A 21,017-nucleotide genomic window follows, 5' to 3' on the forward strand; every position below is an offset into this window, starting at 1 on the left:
TTCCGTCAGCCCCTCTCGGTGGTGAATCGCTGCAACCGGGTCTCGGTGGCCGCCTGCTCGATGTCGAGCCCGTCCAACACGGTACGCAACACCTCGTCGTCCAGTTCGCCGCGATCCCGCGCGTCGAGCAACGCCTCGCGCTGACGGACCAGCACCGTCCGTCGCCAGCGATCGAACGCGGCGCTGGTGGCCGAGAACCGGTCCGCGGGCTGCTCCTCGTCCTCCGTCTCGTCGGCCTCGAGGCGGGCGAGGGTGACCCGTCGCACGCGGTCGACCACGCCCTCGGCGTCGGTGCCCTTCAGCGATCGCCGTGCCTCGTCGAGGCAGTCGACGACGGCCCGTCGGGAGATGCGGCGCGCCAGGGCGCGTTGCTCCTCGACGTACCGGATCTCGGCGGGGTCGGCGATGTCGAGGCGCCGGATGACCATCGGCAGGGTGATGCCCTGGATCAGCAGGGTCCCCACCGCCACGGTGAACGCGATGGCGGAGATGACACCGCGGCCGGGAAAGTCCGCGCCCGAGGCGGTCACGAACGGCACACCGGCCGCCGCCGCCAGGGTGACCACCCCGCGCATGCCGGCCCAGGACAGCACCAGGGTCTGCGTCCAACTCAGCTCGGAGTGCGGTCGAGACCGAATCCTGCCCACCACCCGTCGCAACGCGGTGCCGACGAACAGCGCGAGGGGCCGGACCGCCATGACCAGGAGCAACACGAGCAGGCCGTAGAGGAAGACGTGATGGACGGGGAGTCCTTCCCCGCGCAGATCGTCGACGACGAACTTCAGCTGCAGACCCATGTACGCGAACACGAACGTCTCGAGCACCAGGTCCAGCGTCCGCCACACGTGCCGTTCCTGGATGCGGGTGGGGATGGCGTCGGAACTGCGCGCCGACCCCAGAACGAATCCCGCCGTGACGACGGCGAGCACACCGGAGGAGTGCACCTGCTCCGCCGCGAGGTATGCCGCGAAGGGAACGATGATGCCCAGGACGGTCTCGAGGGCGCTGTCGGCCAGATGCCGACGCACGAAGCGCACGACCCGCCCGACGATCCACCCGACTCCGATACCCGCGGCCACCTCGTAGGCGAAGAACAACACCGGCGGTTCGAGGTCGATGCGATTGCCCGTCACGGACGCGACGGCGATGGTGAACAGCGTCAGCGCGGCGGCGTCGTTGACCAGCGACTCCCCCGTGAGAATGGACATCATGCGGTGCGGGAGGCCGAGCCGCCGCCCGACGGCCACGGCCGACACTGCGTCGGGAGGCGCGACCACCGCCCCCAGGACCAGGGCGGCGCCCAGCGTGAGTTCGGGAACCAACCAGGACGAGAAAAAGCCGACCGCGACGGTGGTGATCACCACCAGGCCGACGCCGAGTCGCACGATCGCCCGCAGGTTGCGACGGAAGGACGCGAAGGAGAAGTCGATCGCCGCCGAGTACAACAACGGCGGAAGGATCACGCCCAGAAGCAGTTCCGGGTCCAGAGCCGGCCGCGGCAGGCCGGGGACGAACGAGGCGACCGAGCCCACCGCCACCAGGACCAGCGGCGCCTGGAGGTCGAGCCGACGCGCGAAACCCGCGACGACGACGGCACCCGCGACCACGAGAAGCAGGAGCCAGCCGTCCATGCGGATCGACTACCCGAGCGCCGGTGATCTACCGGGTCACTTGTCCGGGATCGCCTTCTTCGCGGCGTCCTGCACCTTGTCGATCTGCTGGGCGTACTTGCCGCCGGTCTTCTTGTCCGCGAAATCGGCGGCCTTGTCCACGGCCTGCTCGATCTTGTCGGAGTTCTGCGCAGCGGCCTGCTTGCCCTTGCCGATCAGCTTCTTCAACTCGTCCGCGAATGCCATGGCGCCCAGTTTACGTCGTCCACCACCGGCGACCCGGTTGCGGCCGGATCAGATCCACGCGCTGGCCCACCATCGGAACCACCACGGGCGTCGACACCGGGTCCGCCGCGGCAAGCAGCCGCTCCACCGGCTCGGCCCAGGAGTGGAACGCCAGGTCGAACGTGCCCCAGTGGACGGGGAGAAGGACACCGACGTCCGATCGACCGCCCTGAAGGTCTGCGTGCGCCCGGACGGCCTCCTCGGGGTTCATGTGGATGTCCGGCCACCGCACGTCGTACGCACCGATGGGCAGGAGCGTGAGATCGAACGGTCCGAGGCGGGATCCGATGTCGCCGAACGCCTCGGTGTACCCGGTGTCCCCACCGAAGAACGCGCGATGCTCGGGACCGACCACCGACCACGACGCCCACTGGGTGGTGTCGCGCGCGAAGGTGCGGCCGGAGAAGTGCCGGGCCTCGAGACAGGTGATGCGCAGCCCGGCGACTGCACTGCCGTCGTTCCAGTCCAGTTCGACGATCCGGTCCTCCGGCACCGCCCACCGCCGCAGGTGCGCGCCCACGCCCAGGGGAACCAGGAACGGCGCCTGCTGGGTTCGGACCAGCGTGGTGACGGTGTCGCGGTCCAGGTGGTCGTAGTGGTCGTGGGAGATCAGGATCGCGTCGATCGGGGGAAGCGCTTCGAGCGCAACGGGAACGGGATGCAGACGCGAGGGTCCCACCACGCGCGACGGGGACACGCGGCGACTCCACACCGGATCGGTCAGCACGCGGCGGCCGTCGATCTCGACGATCACCGACGAGTGCCCGAACCAGGTGGCCGCGAGATCCGCGGCGTCGGCCGGTGCGAGCGGGGTGGCCAGTGGGACCGGACGCGGAGGCTTGCCGCGATCGCCGCGACGCAGCATCGCCATGCCGATGCTCGCCTGCTCGGCCGGATCGACGACGGACGCGGGCGCGGTGTTGTGGAATCTGCCGTCCCGATAGTGGGACGACGCGGCCGCGTAGGGCCGCACCGCCGCCCGGCTCGCCCCGAGCGACGACGGCACTCCCCGCGCCGCCGATGCCACCCATGCCGCGCCTGCCGCCGCCACCGCGGCGGCCACGGCCGTTGCGATCCTCACCTGCTACCTCCCCTGGAACACCGGGTCGCGCTTCTCCCGACGTGCGGTGCGCGCCTCGACGGCGTCCTCGCTGGCCCAGGCGGCCCGATACGCCTCCTGCTGGGCCTCGGTGTCCGGGGCGCGGGTGCCGTCGTCGTTGAACACGAGCTTGAGGTGCCGCAGCGACAGCGGCGCGAGGGTCGCGATGCGGTCGGCCCACTCCTGCGCGTCGCTCGGCTCGCCGAGGCGGTTGGCGAGTCCGCAGGCCAGGGCCTCCTCCGCGGTGAGCCGCTCCGCCCCCAGGAGCACGGTGCGCGCCGGGCCTCCGCCGGCCAGCGACGTCAACCGGCGCACCGTCCAGGAATCGACCGCGATCGCGAGCCGGGTGGAGGGAATCGCGAAGAACGCCGACGGCGACACCACCCGCAGATCCGCCGCCAGTGCGAGTTGCGTGCCCGCGCCCACCGCCGGTCCGTTCACGGCCGCCACCACGGGAATCGGCAGCGTCTCGATCGAACGGTGCAGCGCCACCAGTGCTTCCGGGAACTCGGTGGCGGCGATGTCCCCGCTCAGGTCCGCTCCGGCGCAGAAACTGCTGCCCTGACCGGTGATCACGACGACACGGACCCCGTCCGCCGGCGCGGCTTCGACCGCCGCGCGCAGTTCCCGGCACAGCTCGGCGTTCAAGGCGTTACGCCGCTCCGGCCGTTGCAACTCCACCGTCAGGACGCCTCCGCGCCGACTCGTTCCGATCACGTGCCGAACCTACCTGCTGTACTGAACGCATGCAGGAGGCTGTGCGCGAGGTCGAGGTGGCGGTGATCGGCGCCGGGCAGGCAGGACTGTCGGCGTCGTACTTCCTGCACCGCGCGGGCCTGACCGGACCGGACGGCCACGTCGTCCTCGACGGCTCGCCGGGGCCGGGCGGGGCGTGGCAGTTCCGGTGGCCGTCCCTCACGCTGGCCACCGTCAACGGCGTGCACGACCTGCCCGGGCTGCCGTTCGCCGAGACGCTCGGCGAGCACGACGATCCCGCCGCCGTCCCCGCGTCCAAGGCGGTTCCCCACTACTACGCCGAGTACGAGCGACGGTTCGATCTGCCCGTCCGGCGGCCCGGCCGGGTGTCGGTGGTCTGCGAGCGCGGATCCCGCTACCGCGTCGAGGCCGAGGGTGGGGTGGTGTCGGCCCGCGGGCTGATCAACGCCACCGGAACGTGGGAGCACCCCTTCGTTCCCGTCTACCCGGGCGCGGCGACCTTCCGCGGACGCCAGCTGCACACCAAGGACTACGACACCGCCGAGGAGTTCGGCGGACAGCGCGTCGTCGTGGTCGGCGGGGGAATCTCGGCCGTCCAGCTGCTCGACGAGATCTCGCAGGTCGCCACCACCACGTGGGTCACCCGCCGCGAACCGCGGTTCACCGAGGGCGAGTTCGGCCCGGAGCAGGGGCGGGCCGCCGTCGCCCGGGTGGAGGAACGTGTGCGCGCCGGTCTGCCTCCCGGGTCCGTCGTGTCGGTGACAGGTCTGCTCCTCACCCCGGCACTGCGCGCGGCCCGTGATCGCGGTGCGCTGCAGCGGCTTCCGATGTTCGACGAGATCACGCCGACGGGGGTGCGGTGGGCCGACGGATCGACGCGCGACGCCGATGTCATCCTGTGGGCCACCGGGTTTCGCAGCGCGCTCGACCACCTGGCGCCGCTGCGACTCCGGGAACCCGGCGGGGGCATCGTGCTCGACGGGGCCGTGCCCACCCGCGTCGCCACGCGACCGACCGTCCATCTGATCGGCTACGGCCCCTCCGCGAGCACCATCGGCGCCAACCGCGCCGGACGGGTCGCCGTCCGAGAACTACTGACCGAGTTGGGGATTCGATGACCGCCGTTCTGCGCCTCGACGGACTGACCGCGTACCGCGGCGAGCGCACCCTGTTCTCGGGACTCGACCTGACCGTCGGACCGGGTCAGGTGGTCGGACTGGTCGGCGCCAACGGTGCCGGCAAGTCGACCCTGCTGACCATCGCGGCGGGGGTGTCCGACGCCGAGTACGACGGCAGCGTCATCCTCACCCCGTCCGACGCCACGGTGGGCTACCTCGCCCAGGAACCGGGCACCGTTCCGGACGAGACGGTCGCGGCGTTCCTGCAGCGGCGCACCGGCGTTCGCGGCGCCGAGGATGCGATGAACGCCGCCGCCGACGCGCTGGGCAGCGGCGACGGCGAGGACACCTACACGCCCGCGCTGGAACGGTGGCTCGCGCTCGGCGGAGCCGACCTCGCCGAGCGGACGGACGCGGTGCTCGACGAACTGGGCCTCTCGGTGGACGTCGACGCGCCGATGGCCTCGCTCTCCGGCGGTCAGGCCGCTCGGGTGTCGCTCGCGGCGATCCTGCTCGCCCGCTACGACGTTCTCCTGCTCGACGAGCCGACCAACGATCTCGACCTCGCAGGACTAGACCGGCTCGAGCGATTCGTGGCCGACGCACGGTGCGCCGTCATGATCGTCAGTCACGACCGAGAGTTCCTCGCCCGCGCCGTCACCGGCATCGTCGAACTCGATCTCGCCCAGCAGCGCATCGCGGTGTACGACGGCGGGTACGAGGCCTACCTCGTCGAACGCGCCGTCGCGCGTCGTCACGCCCGCGAGGAGTACGAGGCGTACGCGGACACGCGAGCGGGACTCGAGGAACGCGCACGCATGCAACGTAACTGGCTCGAGCACGGCGTGCGCAACGCCCGTCGTAAAGCATCGGACAACGACAAGGCCGGACGCAAGGTCCGAGCCGAGTCGACCGAGAAGCAGGCGGCGAAAGCCCGTCAGACCCAGCGCCGCATCGAGCGACTCGAGGTGGTGGAGGAGCCGCGCAAGGAATGGGAACTGCGGATGGAGATCGCCGCCGCGCCCCGCAGCGGATCCGTGGTGGCCACGCTGCGCGACGCGGTGGTCGCGCGTGATCGATTCCGGCTCGGGCCCATCACCGCGCAGATCGACGCCGGCGACCGCATCGTCGTCACGGGCGCGAACGGATCCGGGAAAACGACTCTGCTGCACCTCATTCTGGGGCGGGTGGCCCCGACGTCGGGCTCGGTGAGTCTCGGATCGGGTGTCGCGATCGGGGAGATGGACCAGGCGCGGTCGGCCTTCGCCGGCGATCGGTCGGTGGCCGAGGTGCTCTCCGCCGCGGTGCCGGAGTGGCCGGACGCGGACGTCCGCACGCTCGTCGCCAAGTTCGGGTTGCGAGGCGATGCGGCGCTGCACCCGGCGCACACCCTCTCCCCCGGTCTGCGGACCCGGGCGAGCCTCGCCCTGCTGCAGGCGCGCGGGGTCAACCTGCTGGTGCTCGACGAGCCGACCAACCATCTGGACGTTCCCGCGATCGAGCAGCTCGAAGCGGCACTGGCGTCGTACGAGGGCACGCTGCTGCTGGTGACCCACGACCGTCGGATGCTGGACGCGGTGACCAGCACGCGGCGCTGGGTCGTCGACGAGGGGCAGCTGCGCGAGAACTGACCGTTTCGCCGCACTGGTTGACAAGTCGTTGTGTTTTTACAACACTTCGATACATGAGCCCGGTCAAACGGGGAACAACCCTCCCCATTCACAACCGCATCGGCGTCCTGCGCGCCGAACGGCGCATGACGCGAGCGCAGCTGGCCGACCTGGTGGAGGTCAATCCCCAGACCGTCGGCGCGCTCGAGCGCGGTGATCACTACCCGAGCCTCGACCTCGCCCTGCGCATCTGCGACGTCTTCGACCTCCCCGTCGAAGCCGTCTTCTCCCGGACCGAGTTCGGCCCCCTGTCGGCCGAGGTCTATCGACGCCCGACCACGACGGAAGGTGACCGATGAGCGACACCGCGTTCGAGCGCTACCAGGCTAGACGCACTCGGAAGTACCTGCAGCGCCAGGAACAGACCGCACGCTGGCTGCCCGGGTGGCGAACGCACGCCCGGCGTCGGCTGCTCGTCGTCCTGCTGGGCGTCGTGTTCGCCGCCATGATCGCCGCGGGGGTGGCGACGGCATTCGCCCCCGGCGCCGGTGTCCTGGCCTTCGCCGCACTGTGCGTCGTCTTCATCCCGGTGTGGACGACCCTGCAGATCGTCTCCGAGCGCGGAGACAGTCCCACCGGTGCACTCGACGAGCGAGAACTGGCTCAGCGCAACGAGGCTCGGTCCCTCGCCCTGACCGTCACCCAGACTCTCACCCTCGTCCCCACGTTCTACCTCTACCTCGGATCGCAGTGGTCCTCGATGGACGGGACCACCCTGGCGGCCTCGGGCTCGATCCTCGTGCTCGCGTGCTTGATGATCGGCGGCTGCAGTGCCACCGCCGTGTTGGCGTGGACGCGACCCGATCCGGACCCCGAGGATGAATCGGACACCTATCGAAAGGGCACGGCATGAACGGCTCCACCCTCGAGATCGACGGACTGCGCAAACGTTACGGAGACACCGTGGCGCTCGACGGCGTCGGCTTCACCGTCCACCCCGGCGAGGTTTTCGGCTTCGTCGGCAGCAACGGCGCCGGCAAGACCACCACGATGCGCATCACCCTGGGCGTCCTCTCCGCCGACGCGGGCGAAGCTCGGATCGACGGGCGACCCATCGACCTCGAGGTGCGCCGCACCGTCGGCTACATGCCCGAAGAACGCGGTCTCTACCCGAAGATGAAGGTGGGCAACCAACTTCGGTACCTGGCCGAGCTGCACGGACTGTCCCGGTCCGACGCCACCGCGGCCGTTCAGCGGTGGACCGAGCGCCTCGGCATCGAGGGCCGCGTGAACGACACCGTCGACTCGCTGTCCCTCGGCAACCAGCAGCGCGTCCAGCTCGCCGCCGCCCTGGTCCACGACCCGGCCGTCCTCGTGCTCGACGAGCCCTTCTCCGGACTCGACCCTGTCGCCGTCGACACCATGAGCGACGTCCTGCTCGAGAAGGCGAACGCCGGTGTGCCCGTGCTGTTCTCCAGTCACCAACTCGACCTCGTACAGCGTCTCTGCCACCGCGTCGGCATCATCGGCGGCGGACGCATGAAGGCCGTCGGGCCCGTCGACGAACTGCGCGGCCGGGACGGCACCACCCTCACCGTCCACGCCCCGCACGCCCCGGCCGGCTGGGCCGACCACCTGCCCGGCGTCACCACCGTCTCCCACGAAAACGGGCGCACCGCACTGGCACTCGGCGAGAACGCCGACGACCAGGCGATCCTCGCCGCCGCGCTCGCCACCGGACCCGTGCACGAATTTGCCCGCACCCTGCCCTCCCTCACCGATCTGTACCGAGAGGTCGTCGCATGAACGAGCAACTGTCGTCGGGCCGCGCGATCGCCCTGGTCGCCCGTCGTGAATTCGACGTCCAGGTCCGCAAGAAGAGCTTCCTCGTCTCCAACGCCATCGTGCTGCTCGTCATCATCGGCGGCATCGTCGCCTTCTCCTTCTTCTCCGGTGGCGACGACGCCCCGGAGCGCACCCCCGTCGGCGTCGTCGGCACCACTGCCCTCGGCGACACCATCACCGCCGTCGGCGACCAACTCGGCACACCCGTCGACGTCCGCGCTCTGACCGACGCGGACGACGCCCGCACTCAGGTCGAGAACGGCTCCGTCGACGTCGCCGTCGTTCCCGGACAGGCCGGGGCCGTCACCGCCGTCACCAAGGAGGACGTGACCGGCGGCCTGAAGACGGTGCTGGACACCGCCGTCGCCACGCAGGCGCAGAACGACGCACTCACCGCCGAGGGCGTCGATCCTGCCACCGTGGCGAGAGCAGCCGCCGGAGCCACCGTCACCGTCGACGCGCTGAACCCGCCCGACGAGGACCGCGGCCAACGCCTCGCCCTCAGCTTCGTCGCCGTCATCCTGCTCTACACCCAGATCATCACCTTCGGCATGTACGTCGCCATGGGCGTGGTCGAGGAGAAGTCGTCCCGCGTGGTCGAACTGCTGCTCTCCACCGTGCGGCCGCTGCAGCTGTTGTGGGGCAAGGTGCTCGGCATCGGGGCCGTCGGCCTGGTCCAACTCGCCGCGTACGGTGCCGCGGGCCTGATCGCCGGCACCGCCACCGGAGTCCTCACCGTCACCGGCGCCGCCGTCGGCGTGTTCGTCTCCACCCTTGGCTGGTTCGTCCTCGGCTACGCGTTCTTCGCGGTGCTCTACGCCGCCGGTGGGTCCATGGTGTCCCGGCAGGAGGACGTCAACTCGACCACCATGCCGTTGCTGATCGTCATCCTCGCCATGTTCTTCGCCGCCTTCACCTCCATCGACGACCCCTCCGGCACCCTGCCGACCGTGCTGTCCTGGATCCCGCCGTTCTCCGCCATCCTCATGCCGCTCCGCATCGCCGCCGGGGTGGCCGAGCCCGTGCAGATCGTGGGCACCATCGCGCTGATGATCCTCGCGACCCTCCTTCTCGCCGTCGTTGCGGCGAAGGTCTACCAGCGCTCCATCCTGCGTATCGGGCGGACCGTGTCGTGGAAGGAAGCACTCGGGCGCTGAGCCGTGTGGTCGGGTCGCGGTCGGTGGTGCCGGCCGTGGTCCGGGTGGGGGTCCCGCGCAGGTTGCAGTCACCTTCACCGGTTGCAACCCGCGCACCTGACCACAACCCGCGCAGGTTCCCGCCACCCCCGGTGGCTGTGGTTCAGTCTCAGCAGGGCGCACCCGGCGCCCGGATCGGAGGCATGGTGGTGAGGCCCACCGTTCTCGTGGTGCAACCCGACCCGCGGGTCGGCCTCGACAGGTTCGAGGCGTGGCTGCGGCAGTCGGGGGTCGACCTCGACGTGGTGCGCCCCTGTGACGACGAGGTCGTCCCGGTGGTCGCGGAGCACGACGGCATCATCGTGCTCGGCGGGTACATGAATGCCCTCGACGACGAGCACTACCCGTGGCTGACGAACATCCGCGCGCTGATCCGTGACGCCGCGGCGACCGACGTTCCCACCCTGGGCATCTGCCTCGGTGGTCAACTGGTCGCGGACGCGCTCGGCGGGCAGGTGACGGTGGGCGACGGGCCGTCGGAGATCGGGGCGGTGCGGCTGGACCTGACCGACACCGACGACGATCCGCTGTTCTGCGAGTCGGGGCCGTCGATCCTCGTCGCCGAGCACCACTACGACCGCATCGCGCGACTGCCCGACGGCGCCCAGCTACTGGCCTCGTCCGACCGGTACGAGAACCAGGCGTTCCGAGTGGGTCGGGCCGTGTGGGGGGTGCAGTTCCATCCGGAGGTCTCGCCCGGGCGCTTCGAGCGCTGGGTCGCGGACTCCCGCGCGGCGGCACCGGACGACGCGGACCGGCTTACTGCCGCGTTCGCGGACCTGGTGGCGCACGACGCGCTGATCGAATCGGGTTCGGCGATCCTCGCGCGCCGGTTCGCCGACGTCGTGCGAGCACACCGGCGGACCCCGGCGGCCGCCATGATCGGAGCGGAGCGATGACCGGACAGAAGGCGCGGATGCTCGCGGGTGAGCCGTACCGCGCGGACGATCCCGAACTGCAGGCCGACGCACTGCGCGCAGCGGAACTGCTGCACACCTACAACCACTCGGCACCCGGAGATGCCGCCGCACGACGAGCGCTTCTCGAGGAACTGCTCGACGAGGTGGGAGACGGTGTCGAGATCCGGCCACCCCTGCAGGCGGACTACGGATACGGAATCCGCATCGGCGCAGGCACGTTCGTGAACTTCGGTGCCGTGCTGCTCGACGTCGGCCGGATCACGATCGGGGCGGACTGTCAGATCGGGCCGAACGTGCAACTCCTCACCGCCACTCACCCCCTCGAACCCGAAGCCCGACGGGCGAAGTGGGAGTCGGCGGAGCCGATCACGGTGGGCGACAACGTGTGGCTGGGCGGCGGCGTCATCGTGTGCGCGGGCGTCACGATCGGGGAGAACACGGTGGTCGGGGCCGGGGCCGTCGTGACGACGGACCTGCCGCCGAACGTGGTCGCGGTCGGCACGCCGGCGCGGGTGGTCAAGAACCTCCCGACGGACTGATCAGGACCCGCGGAGCGACGCCACCACGGCCTCCACGCGGCGGGCGCGGGTATCCGCCCGCTTCGCGTCCGCGACGGAGCGGGCGTGTTCCTTGCGGGCCGACGGGGCGAGCGCGTCGAACGCCGCCCGCAAGCCTTCCGCGTCCAGGGCCTCGGCGAGCTCGGTGGGGACGTCGACCTCGCGCGGCTGCTCGTCGAGTTCGACGAGGACGTCGACGGTCTGCCCCGCCTCGACTCCGAGTTCCGCACGCACGGCCTTGTTCAGGCCGACGAGGTTCTCCCCACCCATCCGGCCGATCCGGACGCGCACGGTCACTCCCCCGATGGTCACCCGCACCGGCGGGGTCTTGGCGGAGCCGAGCGTCGCGACCTGATCGTCGGTCAGGACGATCGCTGCGGCCGGACCGCGGCGGGCGAGTTCGGTGGTCAGACGGAGGCCGGTCACGCGGCACAACGTAGCGGAGCCGAGGCCGCCGCGCGCGGGATACTGATTCCCGTGACGGTCTCCGCGCGCGCACTGATCGACCTCGTGGTCGACCCCGGCACCTACGTGTCGCTCGACGAGCCCCCGACGTACGGGCCCGTGTCCGACGCCTATCGCACCGACTTGCGACGCGCCCGCGAGCGCAGCGGGGTCGACGAGTCCGCCCTCACCGGCGACGCGACCGTCGGCGGGACGGCGGTGACCCTGATCGTCGGCGAGTTCTCGTTCCTCGCCGGCTCGATCGGGCACGCCGCGGCCGAACGCATCACCGCCGCGATCGAGCACGCCACCGCCCGGGGTCTGCCACTCATCGCCTCGCCGTCGTCGGGCGGGACCCGAATGCAGGAGGGCACGGTCGCGTTCGTCCGGATGATCACCGTGTCCGCCGCGGTGACCGCGCATCGGGCCGCCGGGTTGCCGTACCTGGTCTATCTCCGCCATCCGACCACCGGCGGGGTGTTTGCCTCCTGGGGGTCGCTGGGGCATCTGACGTTCGCCGAACCCGGTGCGCTGGTGGGCTTCCTGGGTCCCCGCGTCTACGAGGCTCTGTACGGCGCGCCGTTCCCCGAGGGCGTGCAGACGGCGGAGAACCTGGCCCGGACGGGCGTGCTCGACGCGGTGATCGAGTCGGCGGCGCTCCGCGACACTCTCCGCCGCGTCCTGGCCGTGACGACGCCGGGCGGGCTGCCATCGGCCGATGCGACACCGCCGCCGACAGACGACACCGTGCACGCCGCCTCGGGGAGCGCCTGGCAGTCCGTGCTCGAGAGTCGTCGACCCGACCGTCCCGGGCTGCGGGAGTTGCTCGCCGTCGCGGCCGACGACGTGACCCTGCTCAGCGGCACCGGCCACGGCGACGTCGACAGCACCGTGGTGTCCGCGCTGGCACGGTTCCGCGGCCGTCCGTGCGTCGTCTTCGGGCACGACCGCGCGGGCCAGACACCCGAGCGCACGATGGGTCCGGGCGCGCTGCGCGAGGCTCGCCGCGCGATGCGGCTGGCGGAGGAGCTGCGGTTGCCGCTGGTCACGGTGATCGACACGCTCGGCGCGTCGCTGTCCCGCGAGGCGGAGGAGCGCGGACTGGCGCCGGAGATCGCCCGGTGCATCGCCGATCTGGTCACCCTGCGCACGCCGACGGTGTCGGTCCTGCTCGGACAGGGCACGGGCGGTGGGGCCCTCGCCCTGCTGCCGGCGGACCGCACCGTGGCGGCCGCCCACGCCTGGCTCGCCCCGCTGCCGCCGGAGGGGGCGAGCGCGATCGTCCACCGGGACACCGCCCATGCCGCGGAACTGGCGGAGGCGCAGGGCATTCGGGCCACGGACCTGCGGGCGACCGGGATCGTCGACACCGTCGTGGACGAGGGCACCGACGAGGGCACGGCCGCAGGGGACTTCCTCACCCGGATGGGCGACGCGGTGGCGCGTGAACTCGCCGCGACGACAGCGCTGGGCGAGGACGCGCGCGCGGCGTCACGACGACGACGCTTCCGGCACCTCGGCGTCAGGCCCGCGCCCGGTGGCGCCTGACGGCGTCTCGGTTGGAACACACGGTGCCGCAATACCGTTGGCGGCCGGTCCGGGAGAAGTCGGCGTAGACCCGGGTGCAGTCGGCCGCGGCGCAGCGCCCCAAGCGGTGCATCCCGCGGCCCACCAGGTGCAGCGCGGTGCCGACGCTGACGAGCGCGCGGACCACGTCGGCGAGCGGTAGATCCGGATCGCGGTAGTGCAGATGCCACCCGTCGCCGGCGTGATCGGTCAGGCGCGGGTATGCCGAGGTCTGCGCGAGCAGGGCGTTGAGCGCCTCGGCGCGCCGGGTGTCCGTGGGGGCGTCGACGACGCCAAGCCACTCGGTGAGGAACGCGCGGGCGCGGCCCAGATCGGTGTGAGCGGAGACCGTGTCGTCGGACATGCCGGCGGCGAGACACCGCTGTTCGAAGTCGGCGACCGTCGCGGGCGGGTCGTTCACCAGATCGACGGCCATCCGCACCGCGTACTCGCCGTAAGGGTTGAGATGCACAAGACCATTACAGCAGACTCGGCGTCATGACCACCATCGCCTGCCTGCATCGTTGGACCGAGCTGTCCCGGCACCCGACCAGCGAGGGTGTCGTGATCTACGAACGGTGCCACTGCGGCGAGAACCGCATCGTGACAGCAACTCTCGTGCGGTCGGTCACGACGGCGTAGGACCGGTTATGAGGACGTCGTGGCACGACAGATCAGGACGACGTGGTCACGATGGTCGGGACCATCACCGCCACCGCCACGGCCGACCAGACGTCCTCGACGGCCTTGCGCACGGCCTCGGACGCCCATTGCCCCTCGGCGATCTCCGCCGCCCGCTTCTTGATGGACCGCTTGTCCGCACCCGGGAAGACCTTCGGCACCGCGTCGATGGACGACAGCAGTGCCACCAGCGCGCAGGTCCGCGCGTCGGGGTCCCGGCCGTCCACCAGCACCCAGTGCAGCGTCTCGCGAACCTGCGCCTCGTGCGCCGTGTCCCGGGCGGGCCAGGACGTGGTGGGGAAGAGCCCGAGCACCCGCCCCTTCTGCTCGTCGACGAAGCCGCGGTCGATCACCCGCGTCAGCACTCTCTCGTGCATAGCCTTGTGCAACTTCTCCACGGCGCTCTTCGGCGTCATGGGCCGTTTGGCCCCGTCGATCGCGGCCACGGCCTCCTGGAGGATCGGCTCGTCCGGTCGCGGACCCCGCACGGCGAGGCGCCCCTTCTTCACGTCCTCGCTGTCCTGCGCGACCGTGACCACGCCGGACATCGCGAGTTCGAGGATCACGGCTCCCGCCACCGCCCGCGGAAGCTTGGTGCTGTCGACCACGGGCTTTCCCGAGCCGTCGTCCAGCAGAAGCAGCAGCAGATCCTCGGCGATCAGGGTCATGGCTCGACCATACGGACCCCCGACGCGGAACGGGAGGACCCGACGCGACGGACCGGCCGGCGCGATCCGGACGACGCCCGCGCGAAACGGATAGTGCCCCCGCCGGGCCGTCCGTAACGTCCGCCGCCATCAGTGATCCACGACACGTGATCGGCCCCGATCGCGACGTCACACGGATGGAGGAGGACGAATGACAGCAGTCGATCTCACCGGGCGGACCGCCGTCGTCACCGGCGGCGCCACCCTGCTCGGGCGGGGCGTGGTCGCCGCCCTCGCCGAATCGGGTGCCACCGTCGTGATCGCCGACATCGACGACGAGAACGGCGAGCACGCGGCGGCGGAGGCCGGTGAGTCGGTGACGTTCCGGCACCTCGACGTCACCGACGACGCGGCGGTGACGGCGTTCATCGGCGCCGTCGTCGATGCGCACGGAGGACTCGACATCGTGGTCAACCTCGCCGCCGTCTACCTCGACGACGGGTTCGCCACCCCGCGGGCCGACTGGTTGACCGCCCTCGACATCAACGTGGTGTCCATGGTCGCGCTGGTCCAGGCCGCCCACCCGCACCTGGCGGCCTCACCGCACGCCGCCGTCGTCAACTTCACGTCGATCTCGAGTTCGGTCGCGCAGACCGGGCGCTGGGTCTATCCCGCGTGCAAGGCCGCGATCGCGCAGCTCACCCGCTCGATGGCCATGGATCTCGCCCCCGACGGCATCCGCGTCAACTCGGTCAGCCCCGGGTGGACGTGGTCGGCGATCATGGACGGCCTCTCGGGCGGCGACCGCGCGAAGACCGACCGCGTGGCCGCACCTTTCCATCTGACCGGGCGCGTGGGCGATCCGCGGGAAGTCGGCAACGTCGTCGCCTTCCTCGCCTCCGACGCCGCCTCCGTCGTCACGGGGGCCGACTGGGCCGCCGACGGCGGCTACTCCGCCATGGGCCCGGAACGTGCCGTGCCCGCCATTCCCCAACTCGCCGAACAGGATCCCGCATGACCACCACACCTCGACTGCTCGTCGGCGTCGTCGGCGCCGGTTTCGCCGGCCTGTCCTCCGCGCGCGTCCTCTCCGAGCTCGGCCACGACGTCGTCGTCTGGGAGAAGGCCCCCGACGTCGGCGGCGTGTGGAGCGCCACCCGCCGCTACCCGGGTCTGAAGACCCAGAACAACAAGGGCACCTACGCCCTGTCCGAGATGCCGATGCCGAAGCACTACCCGGAATGGCCCTCTGGAGAACAGGTTCAGGCCTACCTCGAGGACTACGCCCGGAAGTTCGGCATCCTCTCCGCCGTCGAGTGCGACACCGAGGTGGTCTCCGCAACCCCCGCGGCGACCGGCGGCTGGGACGTGACGACGGCGAGCGAGAGAGGCAGCGACACACGCCACGTCGACCACCTCGTGCTCGCCAGCGGCATCTTCTCCGAGCCGTTCGTCCCGCCGTTCGAGGGCCGGGAGGACTTCCTCGCCGCCGGCGGCGAGATCATGCCCGCGGGCGATCTTCACCACCTCGATCAGGTGGCCGGCAAGCACGCGATGGTGGTGGGCTACGGGAAGTCCGCCTGCGACATCACCGTCGAGGTCGCCGGCGTCGCCGCGTCGACCACCGTCGTCGCCCGCGAGCTGCTGTGGAAGCTCCCCCGCAAGATCAAGGGCGTCCTGAACTACAAGTACCTCATGCTCACTCGACTCGGCGAAGGCATCTTCCGGTACCACACCGTCAGCGGGGTGGAGCGCCTGCTGCACGCGCGGAACTCCCTGATCGCCGGCGGCATGGTCGACAGCGTGGGCTCGGTGACCACCAAGCAGTTGCAGCTCGAGAAGCTCGGCCTGATACCTCTGGGCACGTTCGCCGACATCGCCCGCGCCACTGTGTCGTTGGTCAGCGAGGGCTTCTTCGAGGGCGTCGCCGACGGGCGCATCGACGTTCGTCGTGACACCACCGTCATTCGACTGCTCGAGAAGGACGGACACCCGCACGCCGAACTCTCCGACGGCTCGGTGATCCGCACCGACGTGATCCTGGCCGCGACGGGGTGGCGCCAGACCATCCCGTTCCTGCCGGACGAGGTGTTGAACCGGTTCACCGACGAGCGTGGCGATTACGTGCTCTACCGCCAGATCCATCCGGTGGGGGTGGAGGATCTGAGCTTCGCCGGCTACAACTCGTCGTTCTTCTCCCCGCTGTCCGCCGAGGTGTCGGCGCTGTGGATCGGCTCCTTGCTCGGCGGCAACCACACCTTGCCGAGCGACGACGACATGCGTCAGCAGGTGGCCACCCGTCTCCGGTGGATGCGCGAACGCACTCGTGGGAACCACGCGCGTGGCACCAACGTCATTCCGTTCTCCGTGCACAACATCGACGAGACGCTGTCCGACATCGGCCTCGGTGTCTCGCGGCTGACCAAGGCGAAGGAATGGCTCCTGCCGGTGAACCCGAGTGACTACCGTGACATCGTGCAGAAGCTGAAGAAGCGAGTGCGGCGGTGACAGCAGCCCGGACCGGTCCCGCGGCGGCGGAGACGGTCGACGCCGTCGTCGTCGGGGCGGGCATCAACGGCATGGTCGCCGCCGCGGAACTGGCGGGCGCCGGATGGTCGGTGGCGCTGGTCGACGAGCGAGATCGGTTGGGCGGCTTCGTCGCCTCCGACGAACTGACGCTCCCCGGTCACGTCCACGACACCTTCAGCTCCTGGCATCCGCTGTTCGTCACCGGCGGTGCGTACGCGGACCTCGGACCCGATCTGCACCGCCACGGCCTGGCGTATTCCAACACCGACGGTGCGGTCACCGCCGGGATCTCCGACCGCGGCACGGTGGTGGCCCACCGCGATCCGACGGTGACGGCGCAGTCCTTCGAGCACGACGACGACCGACGCGCGTACGCCGACATGCTGGCCGAGCTGGAGTCGTGGGCACCGCACGCGTTCGGTGCGCTGGGATCGGAACTGCGGCCGGTCGACCTGGCCCGGCTCGGCGCCGGCGCAGTGCGCGCGCTCGGACGCGACGGCAGCACGGACTTCGTCCGGGTCGCGCTGCAGAGCGGACGAGGTTACGTCCGAGAACGGTTCTGCGGCTGGGAAGTCGACCAGTTGTGGTCGCCGTGGCTCCTGCACGCAGGCCTGTCCCCCGATCACGCGACCGGCGGGCTGATGCTGCCGATCATGGCGTTCAGCATGCACGCCGCCGGCCTCCCGGTGGTCACCGGCGGCGCCGGGGAGTTCACCGCCGCGTTCGGACGGCTGCTCGCCGAGCGGGGAGTCACCGTGGTCACGGGAGAGCCGGTGTCGCACATCGACGTCGCCGACGGCCGGGCCGTCGGGGTCCGCGTCGGCGACCGCCGCATCGCCGCCCGGCGGGCCGTGCTCGCGTCGTCCTCCACGCCGCGTCTGTACCAGGAGATGCTGGGTGCCGACATCGCTCCGGCCGCCGGCCGACGCGCCGCGGCGCGCCATCGTCCCGGCCGGGCCGCGATGCAGATCCACCTCGCGCTCGACCGCCCGGTCGAGTGGACGGATTCCCGCCTTCGGGAGGTTCCGCTGATCCACGTCGGCGACGGCGCCGGGAGTACCGGAATCGCCTGTGCTCAGGCCGAAGCCGGGCTGCTGCCCGCCGAACCCACCGTGGTGGTCGGTCAGCAGGACGTGCTCGATCCGTCTCGCAGCCCGGCCGGCGCGGCCACCCTGTGGGTGCAGCTGCAGGAGGTGCCGTGGGCGCCGATCGGCGACGCCGCCGACTCCGTCGCCGCCGACGGGACCTGGACCGAGACCGTCACCGCCGCCTACATCGACCGGGTTCTGGGCCGCATCGAGCGGTACGCCCCGGGCCTGCGGGACTCGGTGATCGGCAGGACGGTCCTGACCCCCGCGGACCTGACCGCGGCCAATGCCAATGCCGTCCACGGTGATCCGTACGGCGGCGCGGCCGAGATCGACCAGTCGCTGCTGTGGCGGCCGGGGACCGGCACCGGGCACCGCACCGGCATCGACGGGCTGTTCCACATCGGGGCGTTCACCCACCCGGGTCCCGGATTGGGCGGGGGCTCCGGCCACCTCGTCGCCCAGCAGCTGATCGCCCCCTCCCCGACCACCCGCGTCGCCACCCGGCTGCGCGGTCTGACCGAAAGGTTCCGACCATGACCACCACCCTGGACAGCCTGCTCACCGACCTCGCCTCGGGTGCCGTCCACGTCGTCGACCTCACCGCCCCGCTGTCGCCCTCGACGCCGGTCCTGCAGTTGCCGGCGCCGTTCGCGAACACCATCCCGCTCTCCCTCGAACCGGTCAGCAACTTCGACGACGACGGTCCCGGCTGGGGCTGGAACAACATCCACACCGGTGAGCACACGGGAACGCATGTCGACGCGCCGGCACACTGGGCGACGGGCCGCGACGGACACACCGTCGACACCATTCCGCCCGGCCGATTGGTCGGCCCCGCGGTGGTGCTCGACTTCCGTGACGAGGTCTCCCGCGATCCCGACTTCCTGCTGGAGCCCGCTCATCTCGACGCGCACGTCGCGGAGCACGGTCCGTTGCCGGACGGCGCCTGGCTGGTCTTCCGGACCGGCTGGAGCGCCCGCAACCACGACGCCGACGCGTTCCTCAACGCCGACGACTCCGGTCCCCACACCCCCGGCGTCTCCGTGGCGGGCGCCGAGTGGCTGGCGGCGTCGTCGATCACCGGTTTCGCCGTCGAGACCGTCGGGGTCGACGCCGGCCAGGCGGGCGGCATGGACCCGATGTTCCCGGTGCACTACCACCTGCTCGGCGCCGACAAGTACGGCGTGACGCAGCTGCAGAACCTCGACCGTCTGCCCGCCACCGGCGCCGTCCTGGTGGTCTCCCCGCTGCCGATCGTCGGCGGAACCGGTTCGCCTGCACGCGTTCTCGCGTTCGCGCCGGGGGCGGCGTGAGCACCGCGACGACCCCCGCGACGTCGGCCGTGAAGCCCGCCGTGTCCACCGCCACGGTCGCCGACGTCGTCGCGGAGGTGCTGACCGAGTTGGGGGTCGGCCACGCGTTCGGGGTGGTGGGCAGCGGCAACTTCGCCGTCACCAACGCCCTCATCGCGCGAGGCGTGCCGTTCACCGCCGCCCGGCACGAGGGCGGCGCGGCGTCGATGGCCGACGGCTACAGTCGCTTCGCCGCCCACCCGGGCGTTCTCACCCTGCACCAGGGATGCGGATTGACCAACGCCGTCACCGGAATCGGCGAGGCGGCGAAGAGCCGCACACCGATGATCGTGCTCACCGCGGACGTGGCGGCGTCGTCACGACTGTCGAACTTCCGCATCGATCAGGACGCGCTGGCCCTGTCGGTGGGTGCGGTGCCCGAGCGCGTGCATTCCGCCGAGACGGCGGTCGCGGACGTCACCCGGGCCTGGCAGACCGCCGTGCACGGACGCCGCACCGTCGTGGTGAGCCTGCCGCTCGACGTGCAGGCGGCACCGGCCCCGGCGTCGACGACGGTGCGCCGACCCGTCGCCCCCGCCCCGGTGCGGCCCGCGGAGTCGGCCGTCCGGGAATTCGCCCGGCTGATCGCGGAGTCGGAACGACCGGTCTTCGTCGCCGGCCGCGGCGGGCGGAACGCGGGAGACGAGATCGCCGCGCTGGCCGATCACGTCGGCGCGCTCGTGGCCACGTCGGCCGTCGCGAACGGCCTGTTCCGCGGGCACGAGTTCGATCTCGGCATCTCGGGCGGGTTCTCCGCGCCGCTGACGGCCGAGCTGATCTCGAACGCCGACCTGATCGTGGGGTGGGGGTGCGCGCTGAACATGTGGACGATGCGGCACGGATCGCTCATCGGGACGAACACGGCGGTGGTGCAGATCGACGACACCGCCGAGGTTCTCGGTGCGCACCGCCCGGTGACGCTCGGCATCCACGGGGACTGCCGGACGACGGCCGTCGACGTTCTGGCTGCCGTCGGCGACACCGCGCGGCGCTATCGGACCCCGGAGGTATCGGCTCGCCTCGCGGAACGACGCTGGTGGAACGACACCCCCACCGAGGACCTGTCCACCGCGGACACGATCGACCCGCGCGTGTTCTCGGCCGAGTTGGACCGGCTGCTGCCGGCCGAGCGCCTGGTCGCGATCGACTCGGGCAATTTCATGGGGTACCCGTCGACCTACCTGCGCGTGCCCGATCACCACTCGTTCTGCTTCACGCAGGCCTTCCAGTCGATCGGGCTGGGGCTGGCCAGCGGGCTCGGCGCGGCGCTCACCCGTCCCGACCGGCTGCCCGTGATCGGCACCGGTGACGGCGGGTTCCTCATGGGAATCGCCGAGCTCGAGACCGCGGTGCGGCTGGGCACCCCGCTGGTGATCGCGGTGTACGACGACGCCGCGTACGGCGCCGAGGTCCACCACTTCGCCGGGCCCGAGCACGCCGACGACGACGTCGACCTGTCGACCGTCACGTTCTCGGACGTCGACCTCGCCGCGGTGGCGCGCGGCTACGGCGCCACGGGCGTCACCGTGCGGACGACGGCCGACCTCGCCGCGGTGGCCGCATGGCTGCAGTCCCCGCAGGGTGTCCTGGTGATCGACGCGAAGATCGCGCCGGACGGCGGCGCCTGGTGGCTCGCGGAGGCGTTCCGAGGGCACTGACCACGCGCTGTATGACAGTTTTTCGACGATCGAAACATCGACGCAACAGTCGCTTGGTATGATCGGGGTCACACTCGAGTGGATCGAGGGAG

The 21,017-nt window shown here is 71.1% G+C and carries 22 protein-coding genes; 15 read left to right on the top strand and 7 right to left on the bottom strand.

Going from position 1 to position 21,017, the window contains the following annotated elements; translation table 11 throughout:
- Nucleotides 1-5: 5 nt before the first annotated feature.
- Genes BMZ18_RS13065 through BMZ18_RS13080 form a run of 4 tightly spaced genes read right to left on the bottom strand, consistent with a single transcriptional unit; the run spans nt 6 to nt 3,711 of the window.
- Nucleotides 6-1,631, bottom strand: coding sequence for a Na+/H+ antiporter (locus BMZ18_RS13065; RefSeq protein WP_068365205.1), 1,626 nt, complete (start codon nt 1,629-1,631; stop codon nt 6-8).
- 36 nt (nt 1,632-1,667) lie between these two features.
- Entirely contained in the window at nt 1,668-1,856 is a 189-nt protein-coding gene (locus BMZ18_RS13070; RefSeq protein ID WP_068102814.1) for an antitoxin, read from the bottom strand.
- Between the two features lie 10 nt (nt 1,857-1,866).
- On the bottom strand, nt 1,867-2,976 hold the full coding sequence (locus tag BMZ18_RS13075; RefSeq protein ID WP_068365208.1) for an MBL fold metallo-hydrolase: 1,110 nt from the start codon (nt 2,974-2,976) through the stop codon (nt 1,867-1,869).
- Nucleotides 2,977-2,979: 3 nt separating this feature from the next.
- Nucleotides 2,980-3,711, bottom strand: coding sequence for an enoyl-CoA hydratase (locus tag BMZ18_RS13080; protein ID WP_068365210.1), 732 nt, complete (start codon nt 3,709-3,711; stop codon nt 2,980-2,982).
- Between the two features lie 29 nt (nt 3,712-3,740).
- On the opposite strand from BMZ18_RS13080, the gene BMZ18_RS13085 reads away from it, so the two are divergent.
- From BMZ18_RS13085 to BMZ18_RS13120, 8 genes are all read left to right on the top strand, one after another.
- Entirely contained in the window at nt 3,741-4,829 is a 1,089-nt protein-coding gene (locus tag BMZ18_RS13085) for an NAD(P)-binding domain-containing protein (RefSeq protein WP_068365213.1), read from the top strand.
- Nucleotides 4,826-6,460: an ABC-F family ATP-binding cassette domain-containing protein gene (locus tag BMZ18_RS13090; RefSeq protein ID WP_068365216.1), complete on the top strand. Its 1,635-nt coding sequence runs from the start codon at nt 4,826-4,828 to the stop codon at nt 6,458-6,460. The genes BMZ18_RS13085 and BMZ18_RS13090 overlap by 4 nt, the downstream gene beginning before the upstream one ends.
- A gap of 53 nt (nt 6,461-6,513) precedes the next feature.
- Nucleotides 6,514-6,798, top strand: coding sequence for a helix-turn-helix transcriptional regulator (locus BMZ18_RS13095; protein ID WP_068365219.1), 285 nt, complete (start codon nt 6,514-6,516; stop codon nt 6,796-6,798).
- A complete protein-coding gene (locus tag BMZ18_RS13100) occupies nt 6,795-7,352 on the top strand; it encodes a hypothetical protein (RefSeq protein ID WP_068365222.1) in 558 nt (185 codons plus the stop codon). Before BMZ18_RS13095 ends, BMZ18_RS13100 begins: the two co-directional genes overlap by 4 nt.
- Nucleotides 7,349-8,245: an ABC transporter ATP-binding protein gene (locus BMZ18_RS13105; protein WP_068365225.1), complete on the top strand. Its 897-nt coding sequence runs from the start codon at nt 7,349-7,351 to the stop codon at nt 8,243-8,245. The genes BMZ18_RS13100 and BMZ18_RS13105 overlap by 4 nt, the downstream gene beginning before the upstream one ends.
- Nucleotides 8,242-9,441: an ABC transporter permease gene (locus tag BMZ18_RS13110; RefSeq protein ID WP_068365228.1), complete on the top strand. Its 1,200-nt coding sequence runs from the start codon at nt 8,242-8,244 to the stop codon at nt 9,439-9,441. Before BMZ18_RS13105 ends, BMZ18_RS13110 begins: the two co-directional genes overlap by 4 nt.
- Before the next feature lie 188 nt (nt 9,442-9,629).
- Nucleotides 9,630-10,379, top strand: a complete 750-nt coding sequence (locus BMZ18_RS13115; protein ID WP_169817749.1) for a type 1 glutamine amidotransferase — start codon at nt 9,630-9,632, stop codon at nt 10,377-10,379.
- Entirely contained in the window at nt 10,376-10,939 is a 564-nt protein-coding gene (locus BMZ18_RS13120; RefSeq protein ID WP_068365233.1) for a sugar O-acetyltransferase, read from the top strand. Before BMZ18_RS13115 ends, BMZ18_RS13120 begins: the two co-directional genes overlap by 4 nt.
- On the opposite strand, the gene BMZ18_RS13125 is transcribed toward BMZ18_RS13120, so the two are convergent.
- The gene (locus BMZ18_RS13125) at nt 10,940-11,383 is read right to left on the bottom strand and encodes a YdeI/OmpD-associated family protein (RefSeq protein WP_068365311.1); all 444 of its coding nucleotides are present in this window, start codon (nt 11,381-11,383) and stop codon (nt 10,940-10,942) included.
- Between the two features lie 45 nt (nt 11,384-11,428).
- On the opposite strand from BMZ18_RS13125, the gene BMZ18_RS13130 reads away from it, so the two are divergent.
- Complete coding sequence (locus tag BMZ18_RS13130) at nt 11,429-12,949, top strand: carboxyl transferase domain-containing protein (RefSeq protein WP_068365314.1); 1,521 nt, start codon at nt 11,429-11,431, stop codon at nt 12,947-12,949.
- Here the strand turns inward: BMZ18_RS13130 and BMZ18_RS13135 are convergent.
- The gene (locus BMZ18_RS13135) at nt 12,924-13,439 is read right to left on the bottom strand and encodes a CGNR zinc finger domain-containing protein (RefSeq protein ID WP_068365235.1); all 516 of its coding nucleotides are present in this window, start codon (nt 13,437-13,439) and stop codon (nt 12,924-12,926) included. The two genes, BMZ18_RS13130 and BMZ18_RS13135, sit on opposite strands and share 26 nt — an antisense overlap.
- A gap of 26 nt (nt 13,440-13,465) precedes the next feature.
- Between BMZ18_RS13135 and BMZ18_RS19745 the strand changes: the two genes are divergently transcribed.
- Nucleotides 13,466-13,609: a hypothetical protein gene (locus BMZ18_RS19745; protein WP_167323051.1), complete on the top strand. Its 144-nt coding sequence runs from the start codon at nt 13,466-13,468 to the stop codon at nt 13,607-13,609.
- Between the two features lie 32 nt (nt 13,610-13,641).
- Here the strand turns inward: BMZ18_RS19745 and BMZ18_RS13140 are convergent, their stop codons facing one another.
- Nucleotides 13,642-14,316 (bottom strand): GOLPH3/VPS74 family protein, encoded by a 675-nt coding sequence (locus tag BMZ18_RS13140; RefSeq protein WP_068365237.1) that lies wholly within the window; start codon nt 14,314-14,316, stop codon nt 13,642-13,644.
- Between the two features lie 190 nt (nt 14,317-14,506).
- Here BMZ18_RS13140 and BMZ18_RS13145 point away from each other — a divergent pair, with 190 nt between their 5' ends.
- From BMZ18_RS13145 to BMZ18_RS13165, 5 genes are read left to right on the top strand one after another with little or no spacing between them, the layout of a single operon-like run.
- The gene (locus BMZ18_RS13145) at nt 14,507-15,313 is read left to right on the top strand and encodes an SDR family oxidoreductase (protein ID WP_068365239.1); all 807 of its coding nucleotides are present in this window, start codon (nt 14,507-14,509) and stop codon (nt 15,311-15,313) included.
- Complete coding sequence (locus tag BMZ18_RS13150) at nt 15,310-16,803, top strand: flavin-containing monooxygenase (protein ID WP_082895151.1); 1,494 nt, start codon at nt 15,310-15,312, stop codon at nt 16,801-16,803. The genes BMZ18_RS13145 and BMZ18_RS13150 overlap by 4 nt, the downstream gene beginning before the upstream one ends.
- Nucleotides 16,800-18,452, top strand: coding sequence for a phytoene desaturase family protein (locus BMZ18_RS13155; RefSeq protein ID WP_074922240.1), 1,653 nt, complete (start codon nt 16,800-16,802; stop codon nt 18,450-18,452). The genes BMZ18_RS13150 and BMZ18_RS13155 overlap by 4 nt, the downstream gene beginning before the upstream one ends.
- Nucleotides 18,449-19,228 (top strand): cyclase family protein, encoded by a 780-nt coding sequence (locus BMZ18_RS13160; RefSeq protein WP_068365242.1) that lies wholly within the window; start codon nt 18,449-18,451, stop codon nt 19,226-19,228. The genes BMZ18_RS13155 and BMZ18_RS13160 overlap by 4 nt, the downstream gene beginning before the upstream one ends.
- Nucleotides 19,225-20,925, top strand: coding sequence for a thiamine pyrophosphate-binding protein (locus BMZ18_RS13165; protein ID WP_371828503.1), 1,701 nt, complete (start codon nt 19,225-19,227; stop codon nt 20,923-20,925). Before BMZ18_RS13160 ends, BMZ18_RS13165 begins: the two co-directional genes overlap by 4 nt.
- Nucleotides 20,926-21,017 lie beyond the last annotated feature (92 nt).

Source organism: Rhodococcoides kroppenstedtii, assembly GCF_900111805.1.
Taxonomy (GTDB): Bacteria; Actinomycetota; Actinomycetes; order Mycobacteriales; family Mycobacteriaceae; genus Rhodococcoides; species Rhodococcoides kroppenstedtii.

Excerpts from the sequence above, each read along its gene's own strand:
- BMZ18_RS13150 (WP_082895151.1), top strand. The coding sequence starts at position 15,310 with ATGACCACCACACCTCGACTGCTCGTCGGCGTCGTCGGCGCCGGTTTC.
- BMZ18_RS13090 (WP_068365216.1), top strand. The coding sequence starts at position 4,826 with ATGACCGCCGTTCTGCGCCTCGACGGACTGACCGCGTACCGCGGCGAG.
- BMZ18_RS19745 (WP_167323051.1), top strand. The coding sequence starts at position 13,466 with ATGACCACCATCGCCTGCCTGCATCGTTGGACCGAGCTGTCCCGGCAC.
- BMZ18_RS13095 (WP_068365219.1), top strand. The coding sequence starts at position 6,514 with ATGAGCCCGGTCAAACGGGGAACAACCCTCCCCATTCACAACCGCATC.
- BMZ18_RS13110 (WP_068365228.1), top strand. The coding sequence starts at position 8,242 with ATGAACGAGCAACTGTCGTCGGGCCGCGCGATCGCCCTGGTCGCCCGT.
- BMZ18_RS13105 (WP_068365225.1), top strand. The coding sequence starts at position 7,349 with ATGAACGGCTCCACCCTCGAGATCGACGGACTGCGCAAACGTTACGGA.
- BMZ18_RS13100 (WP_068365222.1), top strand. The coding sequence starts at position 6,795 with ATGAGCGACACCGCGTTCGAGCGCTACCAGGCTAGACGCACTCGGAAG.
- BMZ18_RS13160 (WP_068365242.1), top strand. The coding sequence starts at position 18,449 with ATGACCACCACCCTGGACAGCCTGCTCACCGACCTCGCCTCGGGTGCC.
- BMZ18_RS13065 (WP_068365205.1), bottom strand. The coding sequence starts at position 1,631 with ATGGACGGCTGGCTCCTGCTTCTCGTGGTCGCGGGTGCCGTCGTCGTC.
- BMZ18_RS13140 (WP_068365237.1), bottom strand. The coding sequence starts at position 14,316 with ATGACCCTGATCGCCGAGGATCTGCTGCTGCTTCTGCTGGACGACGGC.
- BMZ18_RS13085 (WP_068365213.1), top strand. The coding sequence starts at position 3,741 with ATGCAGGAGGCTGTGCGCGAGGTCGAGGTGGCGGTGATCGGCGCCGGG.
- BMZ18_RS13120 (WP_068365233.1), top strand. The coding sequence starts at position 10,376 with ATGACCGGACAGAAGGCGCGGATGCTCGCGGGTGAGCCGTACCGCGCG.
- BMZ18_RS13145 (WP_068365239.1), top strand. The coding sequence starts at position 14,507 with ATGACAGCAGTCGATCTCACCGGGCGGACCGCCGTCGTCACCGGCGGC.
- BMZ18_RS13070 (WP_068102814.1), bottom strand. The coding sequence starts at position 1,856 with ATGGCATTCGCGGACGAGTTGAAGAAGCTGATCGGCAAGGGCAAGCAG.